This is a genomic window from Streptomyces sp. NPDC006140, assembly GCF_040628815.1.
Taxonomy (GTDB): Bacteria; Actinomycetota; Actinomycetes; order Streptomycetales; family Streptomycetaceae; genus Streptomyces.
In genome coordinates, this window is sequence record NZ_JBEXTS010000007.1 from 341,499 (window position 1) to 365,270 (window position 23,772).

Sequence of the window (23,772 nt, forward strand, 5' to 3'; positions counted from 1 at the left end):
CGGGGAGACGGCCGTGACATGATCGGCCCATGGGTCGGGACGAGCAGTACCTCCTGGACAACCGGCAGGCCGAGGCCGGAACCCGTTTCGACGCGCTGGCCGCCCTCTTCGACGCCTCCACGTTCCGGCGCGTCGAGGCGGTCGGCATCGCCGAGGGATGGCGGTGCTGGGAGGTCGGCGCCGGCGGGCCGAGCGTGGCCGCCTGGCTCCGCGAGCGCGTCGGGCCGTCCGGGCGGGTGCTCGCCACCGACATCGACGTGTCCTGGACCGGCACGGCCGCCACCGAGGGGGTCGAGGTACTCCGCCACGACGTCGGCCGCGACGCCCCTCCGGCCGGCCCCTTCGACCTGGTGCACGCCCGTCTCGTCCTGGTCCACGTCGCCGAACGCGACGCCGCGCTGCGCGCCATGGTCCAGGCGCTGCGCCCCGGCGGATGGCTGCTGCTGGAGGACGCCGACCCCGCGCTGCAACCGCTGATCTGCCCCGACGAGCACGGCCCCGAGCAGGAACTGGCCAACCGGCTCCGCGCAGGCTTCCGCGAACTGCTGCGGCGGCGCGGCGCCGACCTCGCCTACGGACGCCGACTGCCGCGGCTGCTGCGCGAGGCCGGCCTCGTCGGCGTCGAGGCCGACGCCCACTTCCCGATCACCTCGCCCGCCTGCGACGTCCTGGAGGCCGCCACGGTCCGGCAGGTGCGGGACAAGCTCGTCGCCGCGGGCCTGGCCACCGACGAGGAGATCGAGCGGCACCTCGCCGCCGTCGAGGCGGGACGCCTGGACCTCGCCACCTCGCCGATGATCTCCGCGTGGGGCCGCAAGCCCTTCGACGACGCCTGATTCAGCGGGGCCGGGGCGGATGCACCGCTCCCTGCGTCGCGGTCAGCGGGGCGCCGGTGCCGCCCCAGCGCAGCGCCACGATCTCGGCCGCGACCGACACCGCCACCTCCTCGGGCGTCCGGGCCCCGAGGTCGAGCCCGACCGGTGAACGCAGCCGGGACAGCTCGTGCCGCCCGAGACCCGCCTCGGCCAGCCGCCTCGCCCGGTCGTCGTGGGTACGGCGGCTGCCCATCGCCCCGATGTAGGCGGCCGGGCGGCGCAGCGCCTCGGTCAGCAGCGGCACGTCGAACTTGGGGTCGTGCGTGAGCACGCAGATCACCGTGCGCTCGTCGGTGTCCGTGTCGCGCAGATAGCGGTGCGGCCACTCGGCGACCACCTCGACGCCCTCGGGGAAGCGGCGGGGCGTCGCGAAGACCGGGCGGGCGTCGCACACGGTGACCCGGTAGCCGAGGAAGTCCCCGATGCGGGCCACGGCCGCCGCGTAGTCGATCGCGCCGAACACCAGCATCCGCGGCGGCGGCGCGAACGACTGCAGGAAGACGCCGACGGAGTCCTCACGGCGCTGCCCCTCGGGCCCGTAGTGCCGCAGGCCGGTGGCGCCCAGGGCGAGCTCGCCGCGCGCGTCGGCGGTGACGGCGGCGTCCAGGCCGCTCGCGCCGAGCGTGCCCGAGACCCGGTCCGGCCAGACGGCCAGCGTCGCCCCGCGCCGCGCCGGACCGCCGGTCACCGTGGCCACCGTCACCGGCTCGCCCGCCGCGACCGAGTCGGCGACCGCGCCGAACGCCGGATCCAGCCCGGGCGTCACGGGACGCACGAGCACCGTGATCTCGCCACCGCAGGTCAGGCCGACGGCGAAGGCGTCCTCGTCGCTGTAGCCGAAGGTCTCCAGCCGGGCCTCGCCGCTCGCCACGACGTCCTGCGCCAGCTCGAACACCGCGCCCTCGACACAGCCCCCGGACACACTGCCCACGACCTCGTCGTCCGGGCCCACCGCCATCGCCGCGCCGGGGTCGCGCGGCGCGCTGCGGCTGACCTCCACGACCGTGGCGAGGCCGAACGGGAGCCCGGCCGCGTACCAGCGCCCGAGCACCGGGAGAACGTCACGCACGAGCCGCTCCTCTCCTTGCACGCACCCGCCCGGGTACCCCGGCGGCGGTTAATTCCGTTGTGACCCCCCGAACCCGTCTGCTGCACTGCACGGGACAGCGACGTCCCCGAGTCCCGAGGAGTTCCGGATGCGCACTGCGTTCATGTCCCCCCAGGCAGGAACAGCCCCCTCTCCGAAGGACATGACGCTTCGTGCACCTGCTCAACCTTGGAATCCTCGCCCATGTCGACGCCGGTAAGACCAGCCTGACCGAGCGGCTGCTCCATTCGGCCGGGGTGATCGACGAGATCGGCAGCGTCGACGACGGCAGCACCCGCACCGACACCCTCGCACTGGAGCGGCAGCGCGGCATCACCATCAAGTCCGCCGTCGTCTCGTTCCCGCTCGACGGTGTGACGGTCAACCTCATCGACACCCCCGGTCACCCGGACTTCATCGCCGAGGTGGAGCGCGTGCTCGGCGTGCTGGACGGCGTCGTCCTCGTCGTCTCCGCCGTCGAAGGGGTGCAGGCCCAGACGCGGGTGCTGATGCGGACGCTGCGCCGGCTGGGCATCCCGACCCTGCTCTTCGTCAACAAGATCGACCGGCGCGGAGCGGGCCACGAGGAGGTACTGCGGGGCATCTCGGCCCGGCTGACCCCCGCGATCGTGCCCATGGGGTCCGTCACCGGCCTCGGCACGCGCGCGGCCCGCTTCGTCCCCGGGCCCGGACCGGCCGCCGCGCTGGACCTCCTCGCCGACCACGACGACACCCTGCTGTCCGCCTACGTCGAGGACACCGTCACGGACACCCTCCTGCACCGGGCTCTCGCCGCGCAGACCCGTCAGGCCCTGGTCCACCCGGTCTACTTCGGCTCCGCCGCGACGGGCGCCGGCGTCGACGCGCTCCTGGCCGGCGTCGAGGCACTGCTGCCGCCGGCCGAGGGGGACGCGGACGGGCCGGTCTCGGCCACCGTGTTCAAGGTCGAGCGGGGCCCGGCGGGGGAGAGGGTCGCCTACGCCCGGATGTTCTCCGGCACCCTGCGCACCCGCGACCGGATCCCCTGCGCAGATGACGGCACCGAGCGCCGCATCACCGGGATCAGCGTCTTCGCCCACGGCACGGCCGCCCCCGCGGACGCGGTCGTCGCCGGCCAGATCGCCCGCCTCACCGGCCTCGGCGACATCAGGATCGGCGACGCGCTCGGCGCACCCCGCAAGAGGTACGAGCACGTCTTCGCCCCGCCCACCCTGGAGACGGTCGTCGTCCCCGGCCCGGACGCACACCGGGGAGCGCTCCACCTCGCGCTCACCCAGCTCGCCGAACAGGACCCGCTGATCGGCCTGCGCCACGACGAACGCCGGCAGGAGACCTCCGTCTCCCTCTACGGCGAGGTGCAGAAGGAGGTCGTCCAGGCCACCCTCGCCGACGAGTACGGCCTCCACGTCACCTTCCGCGAGACCACGCCCCTGTGCGTCGAACGGCTCGTCGGCACCGGACAGGCCGTGGAGTTCAACCAGAAGGACGGCAACCCGTTCCTCGCGACGGTCGGTCTGCGCGTCGAGCCCGCACCGGCCGGGTCGGGCATCGACTTCCGGCTGGAGGTGGAGCTCGGCTCGATGCCGTACGCCTTCTTCAAGGCCGTCGAGGACACCGTGCGCGAGACCCTCGACCAGGGCCTGCACGGCTGGCGGATCCCCGACTGCGTGGTCACCATGACGCACAGCGGCTACTCGCCCCGCCAGAGCCACGCCCACCAGGGCTTCGACAAGAGCATGTCGAGCACCGGCGCGGACTTCCGCGGCCTGACGCCGCTGGTGCTCGTCGAGGCGCTGCGGCGGGCCGGGACCCGGGTCCACGAGCCGATGCACCGCTTCCGCGTCGAGGCCCCGGCCGACACCCTCGGCTCCCTGCTGCCGGTCCTGGCCGGGCTCGCGGCCGTACCCGAGACGACGCGGAACCAGGGGGACGTCTGCGTCCTCGAAGGCACCGTTCCGGCGGCCCGGGTGCACGCCCTCGAACAGCGGCTGCCCGGGCTCACCCGGGGCGAGGGCGAGCTGGAGAGCGCCTTCGCACACTATGCGCCAGTTACGCACGGCACGGTCCCCGAGCGCCCGCGCACCGACCACAACCCCCTGAACAGGAAGGAGTACTTGTTGAACGTGACACGAAGAGTGGGCGGCTGAGGTGTGCGCGCTGGCCGAGAGGGAACTTACTCCAGAGTCAGGGGTGTTGACGGTGTCCTGATATCGCCGGACTGTAGTGGACATGCCGACTATCCGACTGCGTCTGCTGGTTGTCCTGGCTGTCCTCTTCGGCTCCGTCTCGGTGGCGGGCGTCCCGCCCGCCACCGCCGCGCCCCCTCCCGGCTCCCTCTGGTTCGACGACCCGACCGTCACCGTGCGGAACGGCCGCTTCACCGACGCCCACGGCCGGGAGGTCGTACTGCGCGGCTACAACGTCTCCGGCGAGACCAAGCTCGCCGAGAACAAGGGCCTGCCCTTCGCCTCCGTCGCCGACGCCCGCAAGTCCGCGACCGCGCTGCGCGCCCTCGGCGGCGGCAACACCGTCCGCTTCCTGCTCTCCTGGGCGTACGCCGAGCCCGAGCGCGGCCAGGTGGACACGGCGTATCTCGCCGCCGCCACCGACCAGATGAAGGCCTTCCTCGACGCCGGCATCCGCGTCTACCCCGACTTCCACCAGGACCTCTACTCCCGGTACCTGTTCGACGCCGACAGCTGGTACACGGGCGACGGCGCGCCCAAGTGGGCGGTGGACGCCGGGAACTACCCCGACGAGTCCTGCGGGATCTGCATCTTCTGGGGGCAGAACATCACCCAGAACGAGGCCGTGAAGCGTGCCACGTACGACTTCTGGCACAACGCGCACGGTGTGCAGGACGCCTTCCTTGCCACCGCCGAGAAGACCATGGCATACGTCGAACAGCACCTGAACGCCGACCAGTTCAAGGGCGTCGTCGGCTTCGACCCCTACAACGAGCCGCACGCGGGCGTCTACGACTCCGGGCAGACCAGCCGCGCCTGGGAGAAGGACGTGCTCTGGCCGTTCTACGAGAAGTTCCGCGCCCGCATGGACGCGGCCGGCTGGCGTGACAAGCCCGCCTTCGTGGAGCCGAACCTCTTCTGGAACGCCAACCTCGACTTCCAGAAGCAGGAGGGCGGCCTGCTGGACGCCGGCAAGCTCGGACCCCGCTACGTCTTCAACACCCACTTCTACGACCAGAAGGCCATCTCCGGCGTCTTCATGTGGGGCAAGGCGGCCGACGGCCAGTACGCGGGCGACTTCCGCACGGTCCGCGACCGGGCCGCCGCCGCGCAGACCGCCGCCGTCGTCAGCGAGTTCGGGCACCCGCTGGCCGGCAACGTCTCCGACAAGGCACCCACCGTCCTCAAGGCGATGTACCAGGCCCTCGACTCCCGCGTGAAGGGCGCCGACTGGTGGTCCGACCCGGCGGCCTCGGGACCGGTGCTCTCCGGGTCGCAGTGGCAGTGGGACATCTACAACGGCCGCCATCGCGAGCTGATGAACGGCAACCCCGACAAGGTCCTCACCGAGGGCGACGCCTGGAACGACGAGGACCTGTCCGCCGTACGCCTCGACGACGCGGGCAAGCCCGTGCTGCGCCAGGACGCCCGGCTGCTGGACCGCCTCTACCCGAGCGCCACGGCCGGCACGACCGTCGGCTTCACCTACGAGGACCGCTCCCGGGACGGCTCCACGACACTGACCTGGAACCCCGTGCCGAACTCGCTGCCGAACGTGCAGCGGCTGGTGGGGTCCGGGCAGTACGGGCTGCTGCTGTGGCGCTCGGACGGCGGCCCGGCGCCCACCGAGCTGCATCTGCCGACGAGCTTCCCGACCGCCTCCACCACGGTCGTCTCCGACCTGGGCACGGTCCACGGTCCACCGGCCTACACCTCGACGACCCCGGTCGGGGTGGCCCCGGAGCCCGGTGGCACGGGAAGCCGCCGCCTGCTGCTCACCGCGCCGGACTCGGGGGTCCTGCACTACGCGCTGGTGACCAACGGGGCGACGGCTCCCTCGGCGGACCTGCTCGCCGCGGCCCGCTCCGAACTGGCGGCGTGGGCGGCGAAGGAGGTCAACCGGCGGAAGGGCTAGCCCAGCCGGCCCGCACCTTGCCGAGCCGGACGCGCTGCGGGTGGTCACCGACCGGGACGGACACGACCTTCTTGCCGGTGGCGAAGTCGATGGCCGTGACCTGGTCGGTGCCGCTCTCGGAGACCACGCAGGACTTGCCGTCACCGCTGACCGTGGCCCAGTAGGGCTTGGCGGCGGTGACGAGCGGGCCCTCCTGGAGGGTGGCGCGGTCGACGACCGTGGCGTAGTCGTCCATGGTCCCCGCGACGCACAGCTTCTTGCCGTCCGGGCTCATCGAGATGCCGTGGTGGCGCGAGTCGTTGACGAACGTGGTCCGGTCGTCGCTGGTCGCCGGGTTCTTCGGCAGGGTCTTGGTGCGGGTGATCCTGTCGGCGGCGAGGTCGTACTCGAAGAAGCCGTTGAAGAACGACACCTGGAAGTACAGCTTCGACTCGTCCGGCGAGAACACGGCCGGGCGCACCGCGTCGGAGTAGTCCTTGAGGCCGAGCGCGTCCAGTTGCGGACGCATGTCGATGACCTTGACCTGCTTGTACGTGCTCGCGTCGACGACCGTGATGCGCCGGTCGCCCTTCGTCCAGTCCAGCCACGGGGCGTCGGTCTGCGTGTTCACGTCGCCGATCGCCATGTTGTAGATGTACTTGCCGTCCTGGGTGAAGATGTTCTCGTGCGGCTTGTCGCCGGTGGCGAACCTGCCCAGCTCCTTGCCGGTGACGATGTCCAGCACGTGCACCGTGTTGGAGGTGGACGCCGACACCGCGACCCGCTTGCCGTCGGGGGAGACGGCCATGTGGTCGGAGCGGTAACCGGACACGGGGAAGCGCCAGTTGATGTCGCCGGTGGCCAGATCGATGGACACGACATCGGCGAAGCTCGGCCGGGAGACGACCATGGAGCCGCCGTCCGGCGTGGAGTACATGTCGTCGACGAACTGGTCGTGGCCCTCGCCGACGCTGTTGCGGATCGCCATGAAGTAGATCCACTTGATCGGATCGGCGTTGATCTCCGCCATCCGCTGGTCCTTGTCGGGGATGACGTCGATCCGGCCGATCTTCCCGAAGTCACCGGTCGATCTGATGACATCGGCCGTGCCGTCCCAGTTGTTGCCCACGAACATCACCTCGCGCAACGCGGCGGAGGTGCCCGGGGCCGCCTGGGCGGCGGTCGCGGGGACGGTGGCGGTCAGGGCGAGGGCGGCGCCCAGGGAGCACAGGTGCCGTCGTCGGAAGACGGGCATGGCTGATCCCTCCTCTGCGGTGGGGTGAGGAATCTGAACACACGTGCTTTCAGAGTCAACTTACTGCAAAGTAAGGAAGGGGTGGCCTTCTCCACAAGACCGCGTGCACGACAAAATTGGTGTTCGAACGAGGAAGGGAGAGCCGGTGCCGGGCAGACTCAGAGCGCCGACCGGCCGCTACGGCGGCAAGACCGCCGAGGAGCGGCAGGCGGAGCGGCGCCGGAGGTTCCTGGACGCCGCGCTCCACCTGTTCGGCGACACCCCCGGCTTCCGCGCCACCACGGTCGCGGCGCTCAGCGAGGCGGCCGGGCTGTCCACCCGTCAGTTCTACGAGGAGTTCCGCACCCTGGAGGACGTGCTCGCCGCGCTGCACCTCCAGGTCAACGGCTGGGCCGAGGCGGCGGTGCTGGAGGCCGCCGCCGGCGCGGCGGACCTGCCGCTGGTCGAGCGCGCGACGGCGATCTTCCGCGCCTACGCCGGGAACATCGCCGCCGATCCGCGCCGGATCCGCATCACCTTCGTCGAGGTCATCGGCGTCAGCCCGCGCCTGGAGGAGCAGCGGCTCGCCCGCCGCGCCGGCTGGGTCGACCTCATCTGCGCCGAGGCCGACGCGGCCGCCGCGCGCGGGGAGGCGGCCGCCCGCGACTACCGCCTCGCGGCGACGGGCTTCATCGGCAGCGTCAACGGCCTGCTGCACGACTGGAGCGCGGGCTGGGTGGACGCGACGCTGGACGAGGTCGTCGACGAACTGGTGCGGCAGCTGCTGGGCATCCTGTGGCCGCCGGGCTGGAGCCCGCGGGACTGAGTCAGACCGGGCGCGGCCCGGGCCCGCTCGTCCCGGCCCCGGGAAAGGCCCGCCGGTAGTCCCCGGGCGACACGCCGAGGTGCTTGAGGAAGTGGTGCCGGAGGTTGTTGGCCGTGCCGAGTCCACTGAGCTCGCCGACCTTCTCGATCGGCAGGTCCGTGGACTCCAGCAGGGACCGGGCGCGCCCGAGCCGCTGGTCCAGGAGCCACTGCAGCGGCGTCGTGCCGGTGGCCGCCTGGAGGCGCCGGTAGAACGTGCGCGGGCTCATCGCGGCCCGGCGGGCCAGGTCCGCGACGGTCAGCGGCCGGTCCAGGTGGGCCCGCGCCCAGGCGAGGACGGGGGCCAGTCCCTCGTCGTCCCGGGCCGGCACCGACAGCTCGATGAACTGCGCCTGCCCGCCCGGCCGGTGCGCGGGCACCACCATGCGGCGCGCCAGCTGGTTGGCGACGTGCGCGCCGAGGTCGCGCCGCACCAGGTGCAGGCACAGGTCGAGGCCGGCGGTGAGCCCGGCGCTGGTGAGGACGTCGCCCTCGTCCACGTACAGCACCGACGCGTCGACCTCCACCTTCGGGTAGCGCTCGGCGAGTTGGGCGGTGTGCATCCAGTGGGCGGTGGCGCGCCGCCCGTCCAGCAGTCCGGCCTCGGCGAGCGCGAAGGCGCCGGTGCACAGGGACACCATGCGGGCACCCGCCTCATGGGCCCGGCGCAGGGCGCCGATCAGCTCCTGCGGCAGCGGCCTGCCCTCCTCGACGCACGGGTCGGGCACCGACGGCACGACGACCGTGTCGGCGCCGACCAGGTCGTCCAGCCCGTAGGGCGTGCGCAGACTCAGCCCGTGGCCGTTCGCCTCCTCGGCCCCGACCCCGCACAGCTTCAGCTCGTACCAGGGGTCGGCGAGATCGGGCTGCGGCTTGCCGAACACGGTGCAGGGGATGCTCAGTTCGTACAGGTCCCACGAGGGGACCCCGATCTCCTCGGTGACCACCACGGCCACGGAACCGGCACTCATGCCCCGAAGCGTATGGCAGGAATTTGGTGGAGGCCGTCACCGCTGTCACTGTTCCGGATCCCCGCACCCTGCGAGCGTGTTCGTACGTGATCACACGGCACGTACGAACACCCCTGTATGCGCGAGGAGTTGCAGCATGACCGCACGACAGCAGGCCGTCACCGTCCTGGGCCTGGGCCAGATGGGCTCGGCCCTGGCCGCCGCGCTGCTGGACCGGGGCCACCCGACCACGGTCTGGAACCGGTCCCCGGACAAGGCCGGGCCCCTGGTCGAGCGCGGCGCCCGCGCGGCCGCGACAGCCCAGGAGGCGATCGCCGCGTCCCCGCTGGTCATCGCCTGCGTCCTGGACTACGCGGCGCTGCACACGGTCGTCGACCCCGTCGCGGAGGCGCTCAAGGGCAGAACCCTGGTCAACCTCACCTCGGGCTCTCCCGAGCAGGCCCAGGAGGCCGTCGCGTGGGCGGGCTCCCTCGGGGCCGACTACCTCGACGGCGCCATCATGACCACCCCGCCCGGCGTGGGCGACCCGGCCATGATGTTCCTCTACAGCGGCTCCGAGGAGGTCTTCGACACCCACCGCCCCACCCTGGCGGCCCTCGGCGACCCCCTGTACCTGGGCACCGACCCCGGCCTCGCCTCCCTCTACGACACCGCCCTGCTCGGCCTGATGTGGTCCACCATGACCGGCTGGCTGCACGGAACGGCCCTGGTCGGTGCCGAGGGGACGCCGGCCGCCGCCTTCACCCCGGTCGCGATCCGCTGGCTGACCACGGTGGGGGGCTTCCTCACCCGGTACGCGCCCCAGGTGGACGACGGTCGCTACCCGGGCGACGACGCCACCGTCGACGTGCAGATCGCGGCCATCGACCATCTGATCCACGCGGCGGCGGCCCGGGGCGTCGACAACGCCCTGCCCGAGCTGCTGAAGACCGCGATGGAGAAGGCGAGCGCCGCGGGCCACGGGCAGGACAGCTACGCCAGTCTGATCGAGGTGCTGCGCCCCGCGCCGAGGGGCTGAGCGGGCCGGCCGGCGGCGCGCACAGCCGGGTCCCCGGGAGCGTCGTCCACGCCGGGAGGCTGTCGCGTCAAAGGCGGGCGGCGGCCTCCCGGTGGGCTTGCCGACGACCGACCGCCCTGGGGCGCACCCTCACGGCAAGCTCGCCGGCCGGGCGTCTGCTACTCGTCCCAGGCCTGCACCAGCGTCTGCTCGGCGATCTTGCCGTCCCGCAGCGAGAGCATGGACTCGGACAGCACGCGCACCCCGTCCGCGTACTCGCAGCTCTCGCTGTACGCGGCCTCGTCGCCCTGGATGACGCACCGCTCCAGCTTGTGCGTCATGTCGCGGCTGTAGACGTCCTCCAGCATCCGGCCGATCTCGTCCCGGCCGTGCAGGACCTTGGGGTGACTGGGCTGGGTCGTACGGTCCACGATGCGGAACTCCGCGTCGTCGGCGTAGAGCGAGAGCAGGATGTCCGGGTTCTCCCCCTCCAGGCCACGGCGGAGTGTCTCTCTGTCGAAGGCGGGGTCTGCGGCGTTGGTCATGATGACCTCCTTCGAAGGGCCTCTCTCCCGAGCCTCCACCCGCCCGGCGGGCTCGGCAAGCGCAGCGGACACTGGGCCTGACGGGTGAGCGAGGCCGCCCGCCCGTGTCCGCCGGGGCCCCGCCGGCGTTGCGACAGGCATGATCTCAACACGACGTATCGTCGCCGCCGTTGGTCTCGCCGCGGGTGTCACCGGCCTCGCCGCGCCGATGGCCCAGGCGGCCGACGCCGAGGCGAAGAGCCCGCTCAGCCCGATGGCCACGCTCGACTCGCTGACCGTGAGCGACATCCCCGCCGAGCACAAGGACGAGATCCCGCGGCCCTCCTCGCAGCTGGCCGGGCTCAACCGCCTCAACGACCTCAACCAGCTGAACCAGGTCGTCGGCCTGGTCTCCCCGGTCTTCGGATTCGTCCCGAACGTCCGCTGACGGCCGCGCCCGCGCGAGGACCGTGACCGCTTGGGGCCGCGCCCGCGCGAGGACCGTGACCGCTTGGGGCCGTGTCCGCGTGAGCGCCGCGCCCGCCAGGGCCGCCCGGATCCGGGCGGCCCTCACCCATGCCCGGGCTCGGCCCGCGGCGGCGGCCCGCGCTCAGTCCGCCGCGGCCAGGAACTGCGTCGCCGCCAGCTCCGCGTAGAGCGGGTCGGCCGTCACCAGCTCGCGGTGCGTGCCCACGGCCCGGACCCGGCCCGCGTCCATCACCACGATCCGGTCGGCCATCGTCACCGTCGACAGCCGGTGCGCCACCACCAGGACCGTGGTCGTCCGGGCCACGTCGGCGACGGTGTCGCGCAGCGCCGCCTCGTTCACCGCGTCGAGCTGCGAGGTGGCCTCGTCGAGCAGCAGCAGCCGGGGCCTGCGCAGCAGCGCGCGGGCGATCGCGACCCGCTGCCGCTCACCGCCCGACAGCTTCGTGCCCCGGTGCCCGACGAGCGTGTCGAGACCGGCGGGGAGCCGGGCGACCAGGCCGTCCAGACGGGTCGTCTTCAGCACCCGCGCGAGCGCGTCGTCGTCCGCCTCCGGATTCCCCAGCAGCAGGTTGTCCCGCAGCGAGCCCGACAGGACCGGCGCGTCCTGCTCCACATAGCCGATCGCGGCGCGCAGCCGCGGCAGCTCCCAGTCGGACAGGTCCCGGCCGTCCAGCCGGATCACGCCGGAGTCGGGGTCGTAGAACCGCTCGATCAGCGAGAACACGGTGGTCTTGCCCGCGCCGGACGGGCCCACGAACGCCGTCATGCCCTGCGCGGGCACGGTGAACGTCACGCCGTGGTGGACGTACGGCAGGTCCTCGGCGTAGCGGAAGCGCACGTCCTCGAAGGCCAGCTCCGCCGGGGGCGTGCCCGCGGAGGGCAGCGGCGCGGCCGCGGCGGCTGGCTCGGCGGGCAGCCGCAGCGCCTCCTGGATGCGGGTGAGGGCCGCCGCGCCCGTCTGGTACTGCGTGACGGCGCCGACGACCTGCTGTATCGGAGACATCAGATAGAAGACGAACAGCAGGAACGCGACCAGCGTGCCCACGTCGATCGCGCCGGTCGCCACACGCGCGCCGCCCACCGCGAGCACCGTGATGAAGGCGATCTGCATGGCCAGCCCCGCCGTGTTGCCCGCGGCCGCCGACCACTTGGCGGCCCGCACGCTCTGCCGCCACGACTCCTGCGCCGCCTCGTGCAGCGTGCGCTCCTCCCGGTGCTCGGCACCGGACGCCTTCACCGTGCGCAGGGCGCCGAGGATCCGCTCCAGCGAGGCGCCCATGACACCCACCGCGTCCTGCGCCTGCCGGCTCGCCTTGTTGATCCGCGGCACGATCACGCCGAGGATCACGCCCGCGCCCACGATCACGGCCAGTGTGACGCCCAGCAGCACGGGCTCCACGAGGCCCATCATCACCACCGTCGCGACGAGCGTGAGACCGCCCGTGCCCAGCCCGACCAGCGAGTCGGTGGTGACCGCCCGCAGCAGGGTGGTGTCCGAGGTGATGCGGGCCATCAGATCGCCGGGTTCGCTGCGGTCCACGGCCGTGATCCGCAGCCGCAGCAGATACGACGACAGGGCGCGCCGCGCGCCGAGCACCACCGACTCGGCGGTGCGCTGCAACACGTACGAACCCAGCGCGCCCACCGCCGCGTTCGTCACGACCAGGGCCGACATCGCCAGCAGCGCGCCGGTGATGGCCCGGTCGTGCGCCAGGTCGTCGATGAGGTCCCGCGCCACCAGCGGCAGCAGCAGCCCGGTCGCCCCCGTGACCAGCGCGAGCACGGCACCGGCGATCAGGGACCAGCGGTGCGGCCGTACGTATCCGAGGAGCTGCCGCCAGGGGGGTGTGGCGGTCTCGGTCTCTGCGAGGGTCACGTCGCTCCTTCGGCGTCGGGCGGAGCGTTCAGGCTACGTCGGCGCCGACCGGTCCGGCCTGCCGTTTCACGGACAGCCGGGTGGCCGATCCCCGACCCTTACCGATCAGTCGCACGTAGGGTCGGAAGGTACGGATCCCGGCCGACGAAGGAGTCAGCACCATGGCGCAGGAAGTACGCGGCGTGATCGCACCCGGCAAGGACGAGCCGGTGCGCATCGAGACGGTCCTCGTGCCCGACCCGGGCCCGGGCGAGGCGGTCGTGCGCGTCCAGGCCTGCGGCGTGTGCCACACCGACCTGCACTACAAGCAGGGCGGCATCAACGACGACTTCCCCTTCCTGCTCGGCCACGAGGCCGCGGGCGTGGTGGAGGCGGTCGGCGACGGCGTTACCGACGTCGCACCGGGCGACTTCGTCGTCCTCAACTGGCGTGCCGTGTGCGGGACCTGCCGGGCGTGCCTGCGCGGACGGCCCTGGTACTGCTTCGACACGCACAACGCGCGGCAGAAGATGACCCTCACCGACGGGACCGAGCTGTCCCCGGCTCTCGGCATCGGCGCCTTCGCCGAGAAGACCCTGGTCGCCGCAGGGCAGTGCACCAAGGTCGACCCGGCCGTCGCCCCGCAGGTGGCCGGACTGCTCGGCTGCGGCGTCATGGCCGGCATCGGCGCCGCGATCAACACCGGGAACGTCGGCCGGGGCGACACGGTCGCCGTCATCGGCTGCGGCGGCGTCGGGGACGCGGCCATCGCCGGGTCGCGGCTGGCCGGGGCGGCGCGGATCATCGCCGTCGACATCGACGACCGCAAGCTGGAGACCGCCCGCTCCATGGGCGCCACGCACACCGTCAACTCGCGCGAGACGGACCCCGTCGAGGCGATCCGGGAACTGACCGGCGGCTTCGGCGCCGACGTCGTCATCGAGGCCGTCGGCCGCCCGGAGACGTACCGGCAGGCGTTCTACGCTCGCGACCTGGCCGGCACGGTCGTCCTGGTCGGCGTCCCCACGCCCGAGATGAAACTGGAACTGCCCCTGCTGGACGTCTTCGGCCGTGGCGGGGCCCTGAAGTCGTCCTGGTACGGCGACTGCCTGCCCTCCCGGGACTTCCCCATGCTGATCGACCTGCATCTGCAAGGACGCCTGGACCTCGGGGCGTTCGTCACCGAGACCGTCCGGCTGGACGAGGTGGAGAAGGCGTTCGAGCGGATGCACCACGGCGACGTGCTGCGCTCGGTGGTGGTGCTGTGATGACGACCCGCATCGAACACCTCGTCACCTCCGGGCAGTTCACCCTCGACGGCGGCACCTGGGACGTCGACAACAACGTGTGGATCGTCGGCGACGACCACGAGGCGATCGTCATCGACGCCGCCCACGACGCCGACGCCATCGCCGAGGCAGTCGGCGACCGCCGGCTGACGGCGATCGTGTGCACGCACGCCCACAACGACCACATCGACGCCGCGCCCGCCCTCGCCGAGCGCACCGGCGCCACCATCTGGCTGCACCGCGACGACCTGCCGCTGTGGAAGCAGACCCACCCCGACCGCGAGCCCGACGCCTGGCTGGTCGACGGCCAGGTCATCGAGGCCGGCGGCGCCGACCTCCGGGTGATCCACACCCCGGGGCACGCGCCCGGCGCGGTGTGCCTGTACGACCCCGGACTGGGCACCGTCTTCACCGGCGACACCCTCTTCCAGGGCGGCCCCGGCGCCACCGGCCGGTCCTTCTCGCACTTCCCGACGATCATCGACTCGATCCGCGACCGGCTGCTCACGCTGCCGCCGCAGACCACCGTCCGCACCGGCCACGGCGACTCCACCACCATCGGCGCGGAGGCGCCGCACCTCCAGGAATGGATCGCTCGCGGCCACTGATCGCGTGTCGCCCGTAAAAGGCGACAGAAGATGTCCGGCTTACCCGTCACTCTGAAACCCGGCACACAGTCGAGGGCACGGGAGGCCGGACATGTCAGCTCCGCTCAAGGGCAAGGTCGCACTGGTCGCGGGGGCGACCCGGGGCGCGGGACGGGGGATCGCCGTGGAACTCGGCGCGGCCGGGGCCACGGTGTACGTCACCGGCCGCACCACCCGCGAGCGCCGCTCGGAGTACGACCGGCCGGAGACCATCGAGGACACCGCCGACCTGGTCACCGAGGCCGGCGGCCGGGGCATCGCGGTCCCCACCGACCATCTCGACCCGGCGCAGGTCCGCGCCCTCGTCGACCGCATCGCGGACGAGGAGGGCCGCCTCGACGTCCTCGTCAACGACATCTGGGGCGGCGAGAAGCTCTTCGAGTGGGACGCCGCGATGTGGGAGCACGACCTGGACAAGGGCCTGCACCTCCTGCGCCTCGCCGTCGAGACGCACGCGATCACCAGCCACCACGCCCTGCCGCTGCTGCTGCGCAACCCCGGCGGCCTGGTCGTCGAGATGACCGACGGCACCGCCGACTACAACCGCGACCACTACCGCGTGAACTTCTTCTACGACCTGGCCAAGAGCGCCGTCCTGCGCATGGCCTTCGCCCTCGGCCACGAACTCGGCCCGCGCGGCGCCACCGCCGTCGCGCTCACCCCCGGCTGGCTGCGCTCGGAGCTGATGCTCGACACCTACGGGGTGCGGGAGGACAACTGGCGCGACGCCCTGGAGCGCGTCCCCCACTTCGCCATCTCGGAGACCCCGCGCTACGTGGGCCGGGCGGTGACCGCGCTGGCCGCCGACCCGGACGTGGCCCGCTTCAACGGCACGTCCCTCTCCAGCGGCGGCCTGGCCCAGGTGTACGGCTTCACCGACCTCGACGGCAGCCGTCCGGACGCCTGGCGCTACCTGGTGGAGATCCAGGACAGGGGGAAGCCGGCGGATACGACCGGTTACCGGTGACACGCACCGCGGTGGACGAGCCCGAGTGCCGGGTGTCTGATTCGTCCGGTTTGGCTGTCATGGCTCGGTGGGGAATGTCACTGTTCCGTCCCGGCGCGGTCCGGTGCACAACCGGAGCGGTCGCACGTCCGTCTAGCTGGCAGACATCGCAGACCACTTCCGCGAAAGGGCTGACCAGCCATGGGGGACGTACGCAGACGGGGTGCCGTCGCACTCGGGCTCACCGCACTGGTGACACCGCTCACGCTCGCGCTCGGCGCCACGCCGGCCGCGGCCGCGAGCTGCACCACGCAGACCGGCCCGTACCAGAAGCAGGTGGAGAAGTTCCTCGGCCGTCCGGTCGACGGCAAGCAGTCCGCCGCCGACTGCAAGGCCATCCAGGCCTTCCAGACCAAGCACGGCATCTCGCCGAACGTCGGCTACGCCGGTTCCGTCACCTGGGGGGTGATGGACCTGATGCAGAAGCAGAAGGCGGTCGGGAGCAATCCCAACAAGGACGGCAAGTGCCCGGTGAACAAGGGCCGGATCGCCTGTGTGAACCTGACGCTCCAGCTGAGCTGGATCCAGGACGGCAAGAAGCTCGTCTACGGCCCCGTCCCGGTCCGCACCGGCCGGGACGGCAACGAGACGCGCACCGGCCTGAAGAAGATCTACTGGCGCAACATCGACCACGTCTCGTCCATCTACGACGTGCCGATGCCCTACGCCCAGTTCTTCGACGGCGGCCAGGCCTTCCACCAGGCGAACGTCAGCATGTGGAACCCGCCGGGCTCCCGCGGCTGCGTCAACATGACCAAGACCGACGCCAAGAAGTACTGGTCGATGCTGAAGAAGGGCGACGACGTCTTCGTCTACGGCCGCAAGCCGGGCACCTGATACAGGCACCCGGCTCGCGTCCGGCCCCTACTGCGGCGCGTCCCCGAAGTCCGGGATCTCCAGCCGCACACCGCCCTGCCGCGCCGACTCGTGCGCGATGATGCCCGGCAGGGTGTAACGGGCCGCCACCCACGCGTTCACCGAGGGCAGGGTCCGCTCGTTGACGGCGGTCACGAAGTCGTCCACCAGGAAGTGGTGGCTGCCCTCGTGGCCGTTGTGGAGGTGGTCGAACTCCCTCGGCAGGCGCGCGCGGTCGTGCACGGGCGCCGAACCGGAGGTGAAGGCGGCCCGCAGCTCCGGCGCGATGTGCTGCAGCGACGGGTCGTCGGGGGACATGGTGGGCTTGGGCTCCAGCAGTTCGCTGATGTCCTTCACCCCCTGCTTGTCCTGCCACAGGGCGACCGTGGCGAGTTGCTCCATGCTCGCCTCGGTGCCGAAGAAGCGGAAACGCGACTCCCGTATGTGCGAGGGGTAGCCGACCCGCCGGAACTCGTTCGTACGGAACGAGCCGCCGCCCGCCACCTCGAACAGCGCGGTGGCGTTGGAGAAGTCGTTGCCGAACTGGCTGATCTCCTTGTCGAAGACGCCGTCGCCCCGGTCGTCGACGACCCCGATCGCCGACACGCTGACCGCGTGCGTCTTCCAGGCGCCCAGCACCCCGCCGACCGCGTGCGTCGGGTACAGCAGCGGGGGATAGCTGGCGGTCGCCTTCCAGTTCTCGCCGCCGCTGTACTGGTACGCCTCGTAGAACCCGAGGTCCATGTCGTGGACGTAGTCGCCCTCGGCGTAGAAGAGCCGCCCGAAGGCGCCCTGGGCGATCTGGTTGCGGGCGTGGACCGTGGCCGGGTTGTACTCGCTGGTCTCGCCCATCATGTACGTCAGCCCGGTGGCCTTGACCGCGTCGATGATCGCCGCGATCTCCTCCGTGCTGATCGCCATGGGGACCGCCGAGTACACGTGCTTGCCGGCGTTGAGCCCCTGCAGCACCAGCGGCCCGTGCGTCCACCGCTGGGTGAAGATCGCGACGGCGTCGACGTCCTCCGACTCCAGCATGGCCTGGTACGACGGGAAGGTCCCGGCGAGGCCCTGCGCGGCGGCGAGCTGCTCGGCCCGCTCGGGCAGCAGGTCGGTGACGTAGACGGCGCTGACGCCGGGATGGGCCTGGAACAGGGTGGCGAACTGGCCCGAGAACTGTCCGGCGCCGACGATGCCGAGGGAGAACGTCATGGAACGCGTGCCCTTCACTGGGAGAGGATGAGGTTGATCTGGTCGTTGGTCTGATCGAGGCTGCTCACGGGCTTGCCGTTGCCGTAGATGTCCTCCATGGCAGGGGACATCAGCGCCGTCATGTCCGCCGAGTAGCTCGCGATCGGGTAGGAGAAGGTCCGGAAGTTCTTCTTGTCGGCCACCGGCTCGGTGAACGACGAGACGTCGATGCCCTTCTTCCGGTAGGCGGCGACGGCCGCCTCGGTCCCGTCCTTGGTCGCGGGGAAGACGACGCCGTACCCGCCGACGACCTTCTGGCACTTGTCCGAGGCCAGGTACGCCACCCACTTCTTGGCGCCCGCCTTGTTCTTGGAGGCTTTGGTGACGGAGTCGGCGAGGCCGTTCATCATGGTGGCCCGCTTGCCGGTCGGCCCGATCGGCGTCAGGGCGGTCTTGATGTCCCTGCCCTTGAAGCCGGCGTAGGTGGAAATCATCCAGGCCCCGTCGAACGCGGCGGCCGCCTTGCCCGCCGCGACCTGGGTGTTGGCCTGGTTGGACTGGACGTTGTAGTCGGACAGCGGCGGCATGTAGCCCTTCTTCGCCAGGCCGAAGTACCACTTGATGACCGACTGGAAGGTCTTGCTGTCGTACTGGTACTTCGTGCCCCAGCGCGGCTTGTCCAGGTAGCTCCAGCCGGCGGAGGCGGCGAAGTTGCTCCACTGGGTCTGGCCGTCGCCGAAGCCGCCGCCGTTGGTGGCCAGGCCGTACACCTTGACGTTGTTCTTGTCGAAGCCCGGCTCGTCGCCCCGCTTGCCGTTCTTGTCGATCGTCAGGTGCGCGATGGCCTTCTCGAAGGTGCCGCCGTCCTTCGGGTTCCAGGACAGGTTGTTCAGCTGCTCGGCGGTAAGGCCGGCGTCCTTCGTCATCTTCGAGTTGTAGAACAGCGCGACGGTGTCCCAGTCCTTGGGAGCGCCGTAGCGGTGGCCGTCCTTGCCGATCCAGTTGGCGGCGAGGCCCGGCTGGTAGTCGGAGTCCTTGATCCCGAGGTCGTCGAGCGGTTCGAGGACCTGCAGATCGGCGTACTGGCCGAAGTTCTGGATGTGGTCGGTGAACACGTCCGGCTGGGTGCCCGCGATGAAGCCGGCGGTGAGCTTGGTCCAGTAGTCGGACCAGCCCAACTGGGTGATCTTCACCTTCAGTCCGGGGTTCTCCTGCTCGAACCCCTTCGCGCAGGCCTGGTAGGCGGGCAGCTGGTTGGCGTCCCACAGCCAGTACGTGACCGTGTTCGCGGAGGATCCGGCGGCGCCGCCCTGCGCGCAGCCGCTGACCAGGGACAGCGCGAGCGCTCCGGTCGCCGCGACGAGCGTACGAATTCGCATCACAGTCCCCTTACTTGATCCCGGTGAAACCGATGGAGCTGACGATGCGCCGGGCGAAGCAGGCGAACAGCACCAGCATCGGCAGCGCGGCGATGAGCGTCGCGGCCATGAGCCCGGACCAGTCGACGCCGGTCGCCGGGGTCTGCGCCCGGAAGATCGCCAGCGCCACGGTCAGCACGCGCGAGCTGTCGCTGTAGGAGACCATCAGCGGCCAGAAGTAGTCGTTCCAGGAGGTGATGTACGTCAGCACGCCCAGCGTCACGATCGGCGTGGACGCCATCGGCAGCACCACCCGGAAGAAGATCTTGACCTTCCCGGCACCGTCGAGCAGCGCGGCCTCCTCCACCTCCTTGGGGATGTTCATGAAGAACTGGCGCAGGAAGAACACCGCGAACGGGGTCATGAACATCGTCGGCAGCGCGATGCCGAGCAGCGTGTCCACCAGGTGCAGTTGCTTGATGAGCACGAAGTTCGGCAGCAGCGTGAAGATGGCCGGCACCATCATCCCGGCGAGAAACAGCCCGAACACCGCGTCCCGCCCGCGCCAGCGCAGCCGCGAGAAGGCGTAGGCGGCCATCGCCGAGAAGAAGATCTGGCAGCCGGTGATCAGGGTCGAGACGAGCACGGAGTTGAGCAGGTAGCGCCAGAAGTCGAGCCCGCCGCCCGCGCCGCCCTGCGCGATCGCCTCCTCGGCGGACTGCAGGCCCAGGGCCCGCTCGAAACCGCTGGTGGTGAGGTCCACCGGCAGCGGGTTGGTGGGGTCGGCGCTCAGGCCGGCGTTGGTGGAGAGCGCGGTGCGCAGGATCCAGTAGAACGGCAGCAGGGTGATGAGGACGATCAGCCCCATCACGGTCCAGGCGACGGCCCGCCCGAAGGGGAACCCGCGCCGGGCCGGTCGCACCCGCGTCGGCGTCGTTGTCGTCACGGCGGTCATGGCCGGTGTCTCCCTTCCGTCAGCCGAGGTCGGTCCGGCCGGCCCGGGTGAGCCGGTACTGGAGGATGGTGATCGCGCTCAGCACGACCAGCAGGGCGACGGACATGGCCGAGGCGTAACCGAACTGGAAGCGGCCGAACGCCGAGCCGTAGATGTAGTACTGGAGCACGTTGGTCGCGTTCGCCGGGCCGCCCGCGGTGGTCACGGCCACGGTGTCGAACACCTGGAACGAGCCGATCACCGTCATGATCAGCACGACCGCGAGCACCGGCCGCAGCAGCGGCATGGTGATCCGCCAGAACATCCGCCACTCGCTCGCCCCGTCCACCCGGGCCGCCTCGTACATGTCGTTCGGGATGGCCTGGAGCCCGGCGAACAGCAGCAGCGCGGTGTACCCGACGTGCCGCCACACGTTGATCAGCGCGATCGTCGGGATCGCCCAGGTCTCGTCGGCGAGGAAGGGGATGCGGTCGACACCGACGGCACTGATGATCTCGTTGCCGATGCCGAGCTGTGTGTCGAGGATCCAGAGCCAGACCAGACCGGCCACCACGTTCGACATCAGATACGGCGTGAGCACGATGCCGCGCAGCACCGCCGACTGCGTCAGCCGCTGGAGCAGCACGGCGATGACGAGCGCCGCGACCGTCTGGACGCCGATGTTGATGACGACGTACTCGACGGTGACCCACAGGGAGTCCCAGAAGATCGGGTCGTTGACCATGCGGACGTAGTTGTCCAGGCCCACCCACTCGGCCGGTGTCAGCAGGTTGAAGCGGGTGAAGCTCAGGTAGACGCCCCGCAGCGTCGGCCAGAGCAGGAAGACCACGAAGCCGAGCAGGGCCGGCGCGATGAACACCGCGGCCAGCCGCCCGTCCCCTCCGTTCTCGCTCGCCCCGGTCCGGCGTGTCCTTGGTTGGCTGTGTGCCTCCGTGGCGCCGCCCGCGGGCAGACGCGATGGAGGGCTGCTGGAGGCGATGGTCACGGGAGACTCCCTCGCATGCGGCGGCTCGTCCTCTGGCGGGACTTACTTTTGGCGCGAAACAATTGCGGCGTCAAGAGGGGTGCAAACATCTTTTCGCGTGAACCCTCGCCGCCGTAGAGTGGTCATGTTGATTTCAGTGCGAAAAAAAGGGTGAGGGGAGCAGGACGCAGATGACCGCAGGCACCGCCGGCTGGCTGCCGCTGAGCCCGGGGGAGCGCTCGGTGGCGATCGAGGTGCTCGTCAACGGGCCGCTGTCGCGCTCCGAACTCGCCCGCAGGCTGGGCCTGTCGGCCGGGAGCCTCACCCGGCTGACCAAGCCGCTGATCGAATCGGGCCTGCTGGTCGAGGTGGCCGAGGCGGGCGTACCGGCGGAGGCGCGCCAGGGCCGGCCCTCACAGCCACTGGACGTCGTCGCCGACTCCGGCTACTTCCTCGGCTTCAAGATCACCGAAGACATGGTGTACGGAGTGGTCACCACCCTCCGCAGCCATATCGTGGCGCGCCACGACCGTCCGCTCACCACCCACGACCCAGCGGAGGTCGCCGACATCCTCGCCGCGATGACGGCCGAACTGGCCGCCGGCCACCCCCGGCTCGCCGGGATCGGCATCGGCGTCGGCGGTTTCGTCCAGGACCGCGCCGTGGTCGGCGAGTCGCCCTTCCTGCTGTGGCGGGACGTCCCCCTGGCCGAACTCGTCGAGGAGCGCACCGGACTGCCGGTGGTCGTCGAGAACGACGTCGCGGCCCTGGTCGACGCCGAGACCTGGTTCGGCGCCGGGCGCGGCCTGGACCGCTTCGTCGTGCTCACCATCGGCGCCGGGCTCGGCTACGGGCTCGTCCTGGGCGGCAAGCGGGTGCCCTTCGCCGAGGAGGACCGCGGCTTCGGCCGCCACTGGATCGCGGACCCCCACGGGCCGCTCACCCCCGACGGCCGGCGCGGCAGTGCCGTCTCGATGCTGACCATCCCCAGCATCCGCTACCAGATCCAGGCCGCCACCGGCGTCGACCGGACCTACGAGGAGATCCTCGCGCTGGCCGCCGCCGGGGACCCGATGCCCGCCCGGGTCGTCGAGGAGGCGGCGCGCGCCCTGGGGACGCTCGTCGCCCAGATCTCCAACTTCGTGATGCCGCAGAAGATCCTGCTCGCGGGGGAGGGGGTCGGGCTGATGGACGTGGCCGGCAAGACGGTCGAGGAGACCGTCCGCGACCAGCGGCACCCGCTGGCCGCCCCGGTCGAGCTGGAGACGAAGGTGTCCGATTTTCACGACTGGGCGCGCGGCGCGGCCGTCCTGGCCATCAAGGTGCTGGTGCTGGGGTCGGCCGAAGCGTGAACAGGCTCACGTTTACTGGGAGATGGACGTGATCAGCAACACTGTCCGAAATGACCGTTTAACTCACGATTACTCACATCGCCTTCACCTCGGGCGACGTATGCTTCACAGCATGTCCACCACTGTTGAATCCTCTTCCCAGCGATCGGCTGACGAGGTCAACGAGGAGATCCGGGCCCTGTGGCGCCGGTCGGGCGGGACACTGAGCGTCGAGCAGCGCGAGGAGTACCAGCGGCTCGTCCTGGAGTGGGCCGCCGCGGTCCCGCAGCCGGCTCCGGCGTTGTGAGCCTTAGCCCAGCCCGCTGACGCATCGCAGCCTCGTCCCGGGGCACCCCTGATCCAATGGGTGCCCTTCTCGCACTTTCCTCGGCCGTCGTCTACGGCATCGTCGACTTCGCCGGCGGCCTGCTGTCCCGGCGCGTCCACCACGCTGCCGTCACCTTCCTCGGCCAGCTCGGCGGGCTCATGCTCGCCTGCGCCGCCGCGCTCCTCCTGCCCGCCGACTCCGTCCACTCGGCCGACCTGCTGTGGGGCGCGCTGTCCGGCGTCGGCAGCGGCGTCGCCATGCGGTTCCTCAACCGCGGGCTGAGCCGGGGAGCGATGAGCGTCGTGGTGCCCGTGAGCGCCGTCACGGGTGTCGCCCTGTCGGTGCTGTGCGGGGTGCTCGTCCTCGGCGACCGGCCCGGAGCCGTGGCCTGGCTGGGCATCGCCGTCACGGTGCCCGCGCTGTGGTGCGTCGCCGGGGGCAGGACCGGTGCGGGCAGGGAGACGGCCGACGGGCTGCTCTCCAGCGTGGGCGTGGCCGTGCAGTACCTCGCCCTCGGCCAGGCCGGCGCCGGAAGCGGGCTCTGGCCCGTCGCCGCGGGGCGAGTCGCCGCCGTCCTCGTCCTCCTGCCGGACGCCGCACGCCACGCCCGCCGGCTGAAGCTGCCGCCGGGCCGTTGCGTCCAGGCCCTCCTGGTCGGGGCCGGGGCCGCCCTCGGACTCGTGCTGTACCTGCTCGCCGCGCAGCGGCAGTTGCTGGCTGTCGCCGTCGTCCTCGCCTCCCTCTATCCGGCCCTTCCGGTCATCCTCGGTCTCGCCCTGCTGCACGAGCGGGTCAGCAGACGTCAGGTGCTGGGACTGTTGGGTGTGGGGGTCGCGACGGTCCTGCTCACGCTCGGCTGAGAGCCCCGGGGCCCG

The 23,772-nt window shown here is 71.3% G+C and carries 22 protein-coding genes; 13 read left to right on the forward strand and 9 right to left on the reverse strand.

What is annotated here, in order from left to right; all coding sequences use genetic code 11:
• Positions 1–29: 29 nt before the first annotated feature.
• The gene (locus ABZ386_RS20810) at positions 30–836 is read left to right on the forward strand and encodes a methyltransferase domain-containing protein (protein ID WP_358965494.1); all 807 of its coding nucleotides are present in this window, start codon (positions 30–32) and stop codon (positions 834–836) included.
• Position 837: 1 nt separating this feature from the next.
• Here the strand turns inward: ABZ386_RS20810 and ABZ386_RS20815 are convergent, their stop codons facing one another.
• Positions 838–1,944: an XdhC family protein gene (locus ABZ386_RS20815; RefSeq protein WP_355727490.1), complete on the reverse strand. Its 1,107-nt coding sequence runs from the start codon at positions 1,942–1,944 to the stop codon at positions 838–840.
• A 191-nt stretch (positions 1,945–2,135) separates the two neighbouring features.
• Here ABZ386_RS20815 and ABZ386_RS20820 point away from each other — a divergent pair, with 191 nt between their 5' ends.
• Entirely contained in the window at positions 2,136–4,109 is a 1,974-nt protein-coding gene (locus ABZ386_RS20820) for a translation factor GTPase family protein (RefSeq protein WP_358965496.1), read from the forward strand.
• An 82-nt stretch (positions 4,110–4,191) separates the two neighbouring features.
• The gene (locus ABZ386_RS20825; RefSeq protein ID WP_358965498.1) at positions 4,192–6,063 is read left to right on the forward strand and encodes a cellulase family glycosylhydrolase; all 1,872 of its coding nucleotides are present in this window, start codon (positions 4,192–4,194) and stop codon (positions 6,061–6,063) included.
• On the opposite strand, the gene ABZ386_RS20830 is transcribed toward ABZ386_RS20825, so the two are convergent.
• Positions 6,044–7,297 (reverse strand): PQQ-binding-like beta-propeller repeat protein, encoded by a 1,254-nt coding sequence (locus ABZ386_RS20830; RefSeq protein WP_355727532.1) that lies wholly within the window; start codon positions 7,295–7,297, stop codon positions 6,044–6,046. The two genes, ABZ386_RS20825 and ABZ386_RS20830, sit on opposite strands and share 20 nt — an antisense overlap.
• A 145-nt stretch (positions 7,298–7,442) precedes the next feature.
• Here ABZ386_RS20830 and ABZ386_RS20835 point away from each other — a divergent pair, with 145 nt between their 5' ends.
• Complete coding sequence (locus ABZ386_RS20835; protein WP_351335536.1) at positions 7,443–8,102, forward strand: TetR/AcrR family transcriptional regulator; 660 nt, start codon at positions 7,443–7,445, stop codon at positions 8,100–8,102.
• A gap of 1 nt (position 8,103) precedes the next feature.
• Here ABZ386_RS20835 and ABZ386_RS20840 read toward each other — a convergent pair whose 3' ends face one another.
• The gene (locus ABZ386_RS20840) at positions 8,104–9,111 is read right to left on the reverse strand and encodes a helix-turn-helix domain-containing protein (protein WP_355727658.1); all 1,008 of its coding nucleotides are present in this window, start codon (positions 9,109–9,111) and stop codon (positions 8,104–8,106) included.
• Positions 9,112–9,247: 136 nt separating this feature from the next.
• Here ABZ386_RS20840 and ABZ386_RS20845 point away from each other — a divergent pair, with 136 nt between their 5' ends.
• Positions 9,248–10,129, forward strand: a complete 882-nt coding sequence (locus ABZ386_RS20845; RefSeq protein WP_358965500.1) for an NAD(P)-binding domain-containing protein — start codon at positions 9,248–9,250, stop codon at positions 10,127–10,129.
• Between the two features lie 158 nt (positions 10,130–10,287).
• Here the strand turns inward: ABZ386_RS20845 and ABZ386_RS20850 are convergent, their stop codons facing one another.
• Positions 10,288–10,653, reverse strand: a complete 366-nt coding sequence (locus ABZ386_RS20850; RefSeq protein WP_351335528.1) for a nuclear transport factor 2 family protein — start codon at positions 10,651–10,653, stop codon at positions 10,288–10,290.
• Between the two features lie 139 nt (positions 10,654–10,792).
• On the opposite strand from ABZ386_RS20850, the gene ABZ386_RS20855 reads away from it, so the two are divergent.
• Positions 10,793–11,080: a hypothetical protein gene (locus ABZ386_RS20855; protein WP_114257063.1), complete on the forward strand. Its 288-nt coding sequence runs from the start codon at positions 10,793–10,795 to the stop codon at positions 11,078–11,080.
• Positions 11,081–11,242: 162 nt separating this feature from the next.
• Here ABZ386_RS20855 and ABZ386_RS20860 read toward each other — a convergent pair whose 3' ends face one another.
• The gene (locus ABZ386_RS20860; RefSeq protein ID WP_351335524.1) at positions 11,243–12,997 is read right to left on the reverse strand and encodes an ABC transporter ATP-binding protein; all 1,755 of its coding nucleotides are present in this window, start codon (positions 12,995–12,997) and stop codon (positions 11,243–11,245) included.
• A 161-nt stretch (positions 12,998–13,158) separates the two neighbouring features.
• Between ABZ386_RS20860 and ABZ386_RS20865 the strand changes: the two genes are divergently transcribed.
• The 4 genes from ABZ386_RS20865 (at position 13,159) to ABZ386_RS20880 (ending at position 16,755) form a co-directional block, all read left to right on the forward strand.
• The gene (locus ABZ386_RS20865) at positions 13,159–14,244 is read left to right on the forward strand and encodes an S-(hydroxymethyl)mycothiol dehydrogenase (RefSeq protein ID WP_351335521.1); all 1,086 of its coding nucleotides are present in this window, start codon (positions 13,159–13,161) and stop codon (positions 14,242–14,244) included.
• Positions 14,244–14,873, forward strand: coding sequence for an MBL fold metallo-hydrolase (locus ABZ386_RS20870; protein WP_351335518.1), 630 nt, complete (start codon positions 14,244–14,246; stop codon positions 14,871–14,873). The genes ABZ386_RS20865 and ABZ386_RS20870 overlap by 1 nt, the downstream gene beginning before the upstream one ends.
• Before the next feature lie 91 nt (positions 14,874–14,964).
• Positions 14,965–15,879, forward strand: coding sequence for an SDR family oxidoreductase (locus ABZ386_RS20875; protein ID WP_355722893.1), 915 nt, complete (start codon positions 14,965–14,967; stop codon positions 15,877–15,879).
• Between the two features lie 180 nt (positions 15,880–16,059).
• Positions 16,060–16,755, forward strand: coding sequence for a L,D-transpeptidase (locus ABZ386_RS20880; protein WP_356616980.1), 696 nt, complete (start codon positions 16,060–16,062; stop codon positions 16,753–16,755).
• Between the two features lie 27 nt (positions 16,756–16,782).
• On the opposite strand, the gene ABZ386_RS20885 is transcribed toward ABZ386_RS20880, so the two are convergent.
• The 4 genes from ABZ386_RS20885 to ABZ386_RS20900 are packed head-to-tail and all read right to left on the reverse strand — an operon-like array spanning position 16,783 to position 21,259.
• A complete protein-coding gene (locus ABZ386_RS20885; RefSeq protein ID WP_355722912.1) occupies positions 16,783–17,982 on the reverse strand; it encodes a Gfo/Idh/MocA family oxidoreductase in 1,200 nt (399 codons plus the stop codon).
• Between the two features lie 14 nt (positions 17,983–17,996).
• Positions 17,997–19,340 (reverse strand): sugar ABC transporter substrate-binding protein, encoded by a 1,344-nt coding sequence (locus ABZ386_RS20890; protein ID WP_358965502.1) that lies wholly within the window; start codon positions 19,338–19,340, stop codon positions 17,997–17,999.
• A gap of 10 nt (positions 19,341–19,350) precedes the next feature.
• Positions 19,351–20,274 (reverse strand): carbohydrate ABC transporter permease, encoded by a 924-nt coding sequence (locus ABZ386_RS20895; RefSeq protein ID WP_114257071.1) that lies wholly within the window; start codon positions 20,272–20,274, stop codon positions 19,351–19,353.
• A 19-nt stretch (positions 20,275–20,293) separates the two neighbouring features.
• Positions 20,294–21,259, reverse strand: coding sequence for a sugar ABC transporter permease (locus tag ABZ386_RS20900; protein ID WP_351335506.1), 966 nt, complete (start codon positions 21,257–21,259; stop codon positions 20,294–20,296).
• 170 nt (positions 21,260–21,429) lie between these two features.
• Here ABZ386_RS20900 and ABZ386_RS20905 point away from each other — a divergent pair, with 170 nt between their 5' ends.
• The 3 genes from ABZ386_RS20905 (at position 21,430) to ABZ386_RS20915 (ending at position 23,757) form a co-directional block, all read left to right on the forward strand.
• Positions 21,430–22,590 carry an ROK family transcriptional regulator gene (locus tag ABZ386_RS20905; RefSeq protein WP_358965503.1) on the forward strand — a complete coding sequence of 387 codons (1,161 nt, stop codon included), beginning with the start codon at positions 21,430–21,432 and terminating at the stop codon, positions 22,588–22,590.
• 100 nt (positions 22,591–22,690) lie between these two features.
• Positions 22,691–22,876, forward strand: a complete 186-nt coding sequence (locus ABZ386_RS20910) for a hypothetical protein (protein ID WP_351335502.1) — start codon at positions 22,691–22,693, stop codon at positions 22,874–22,876.
• A 56-nt stretch (positions 22,877–22,932) separates the two neighbouring features.
• Complete coding sequence (locus tag ABZ386_RS20915; RefSeq protein WP_351335499.1) at positions 22,933–23,757, forward strand: EamA family transporter; 825 nt, start codon at positions 22,933–22,935, stop codon at positions 23,755–23,757.
• Positions 23,758–23,772 lie beyond the last annotated feature (15 nt).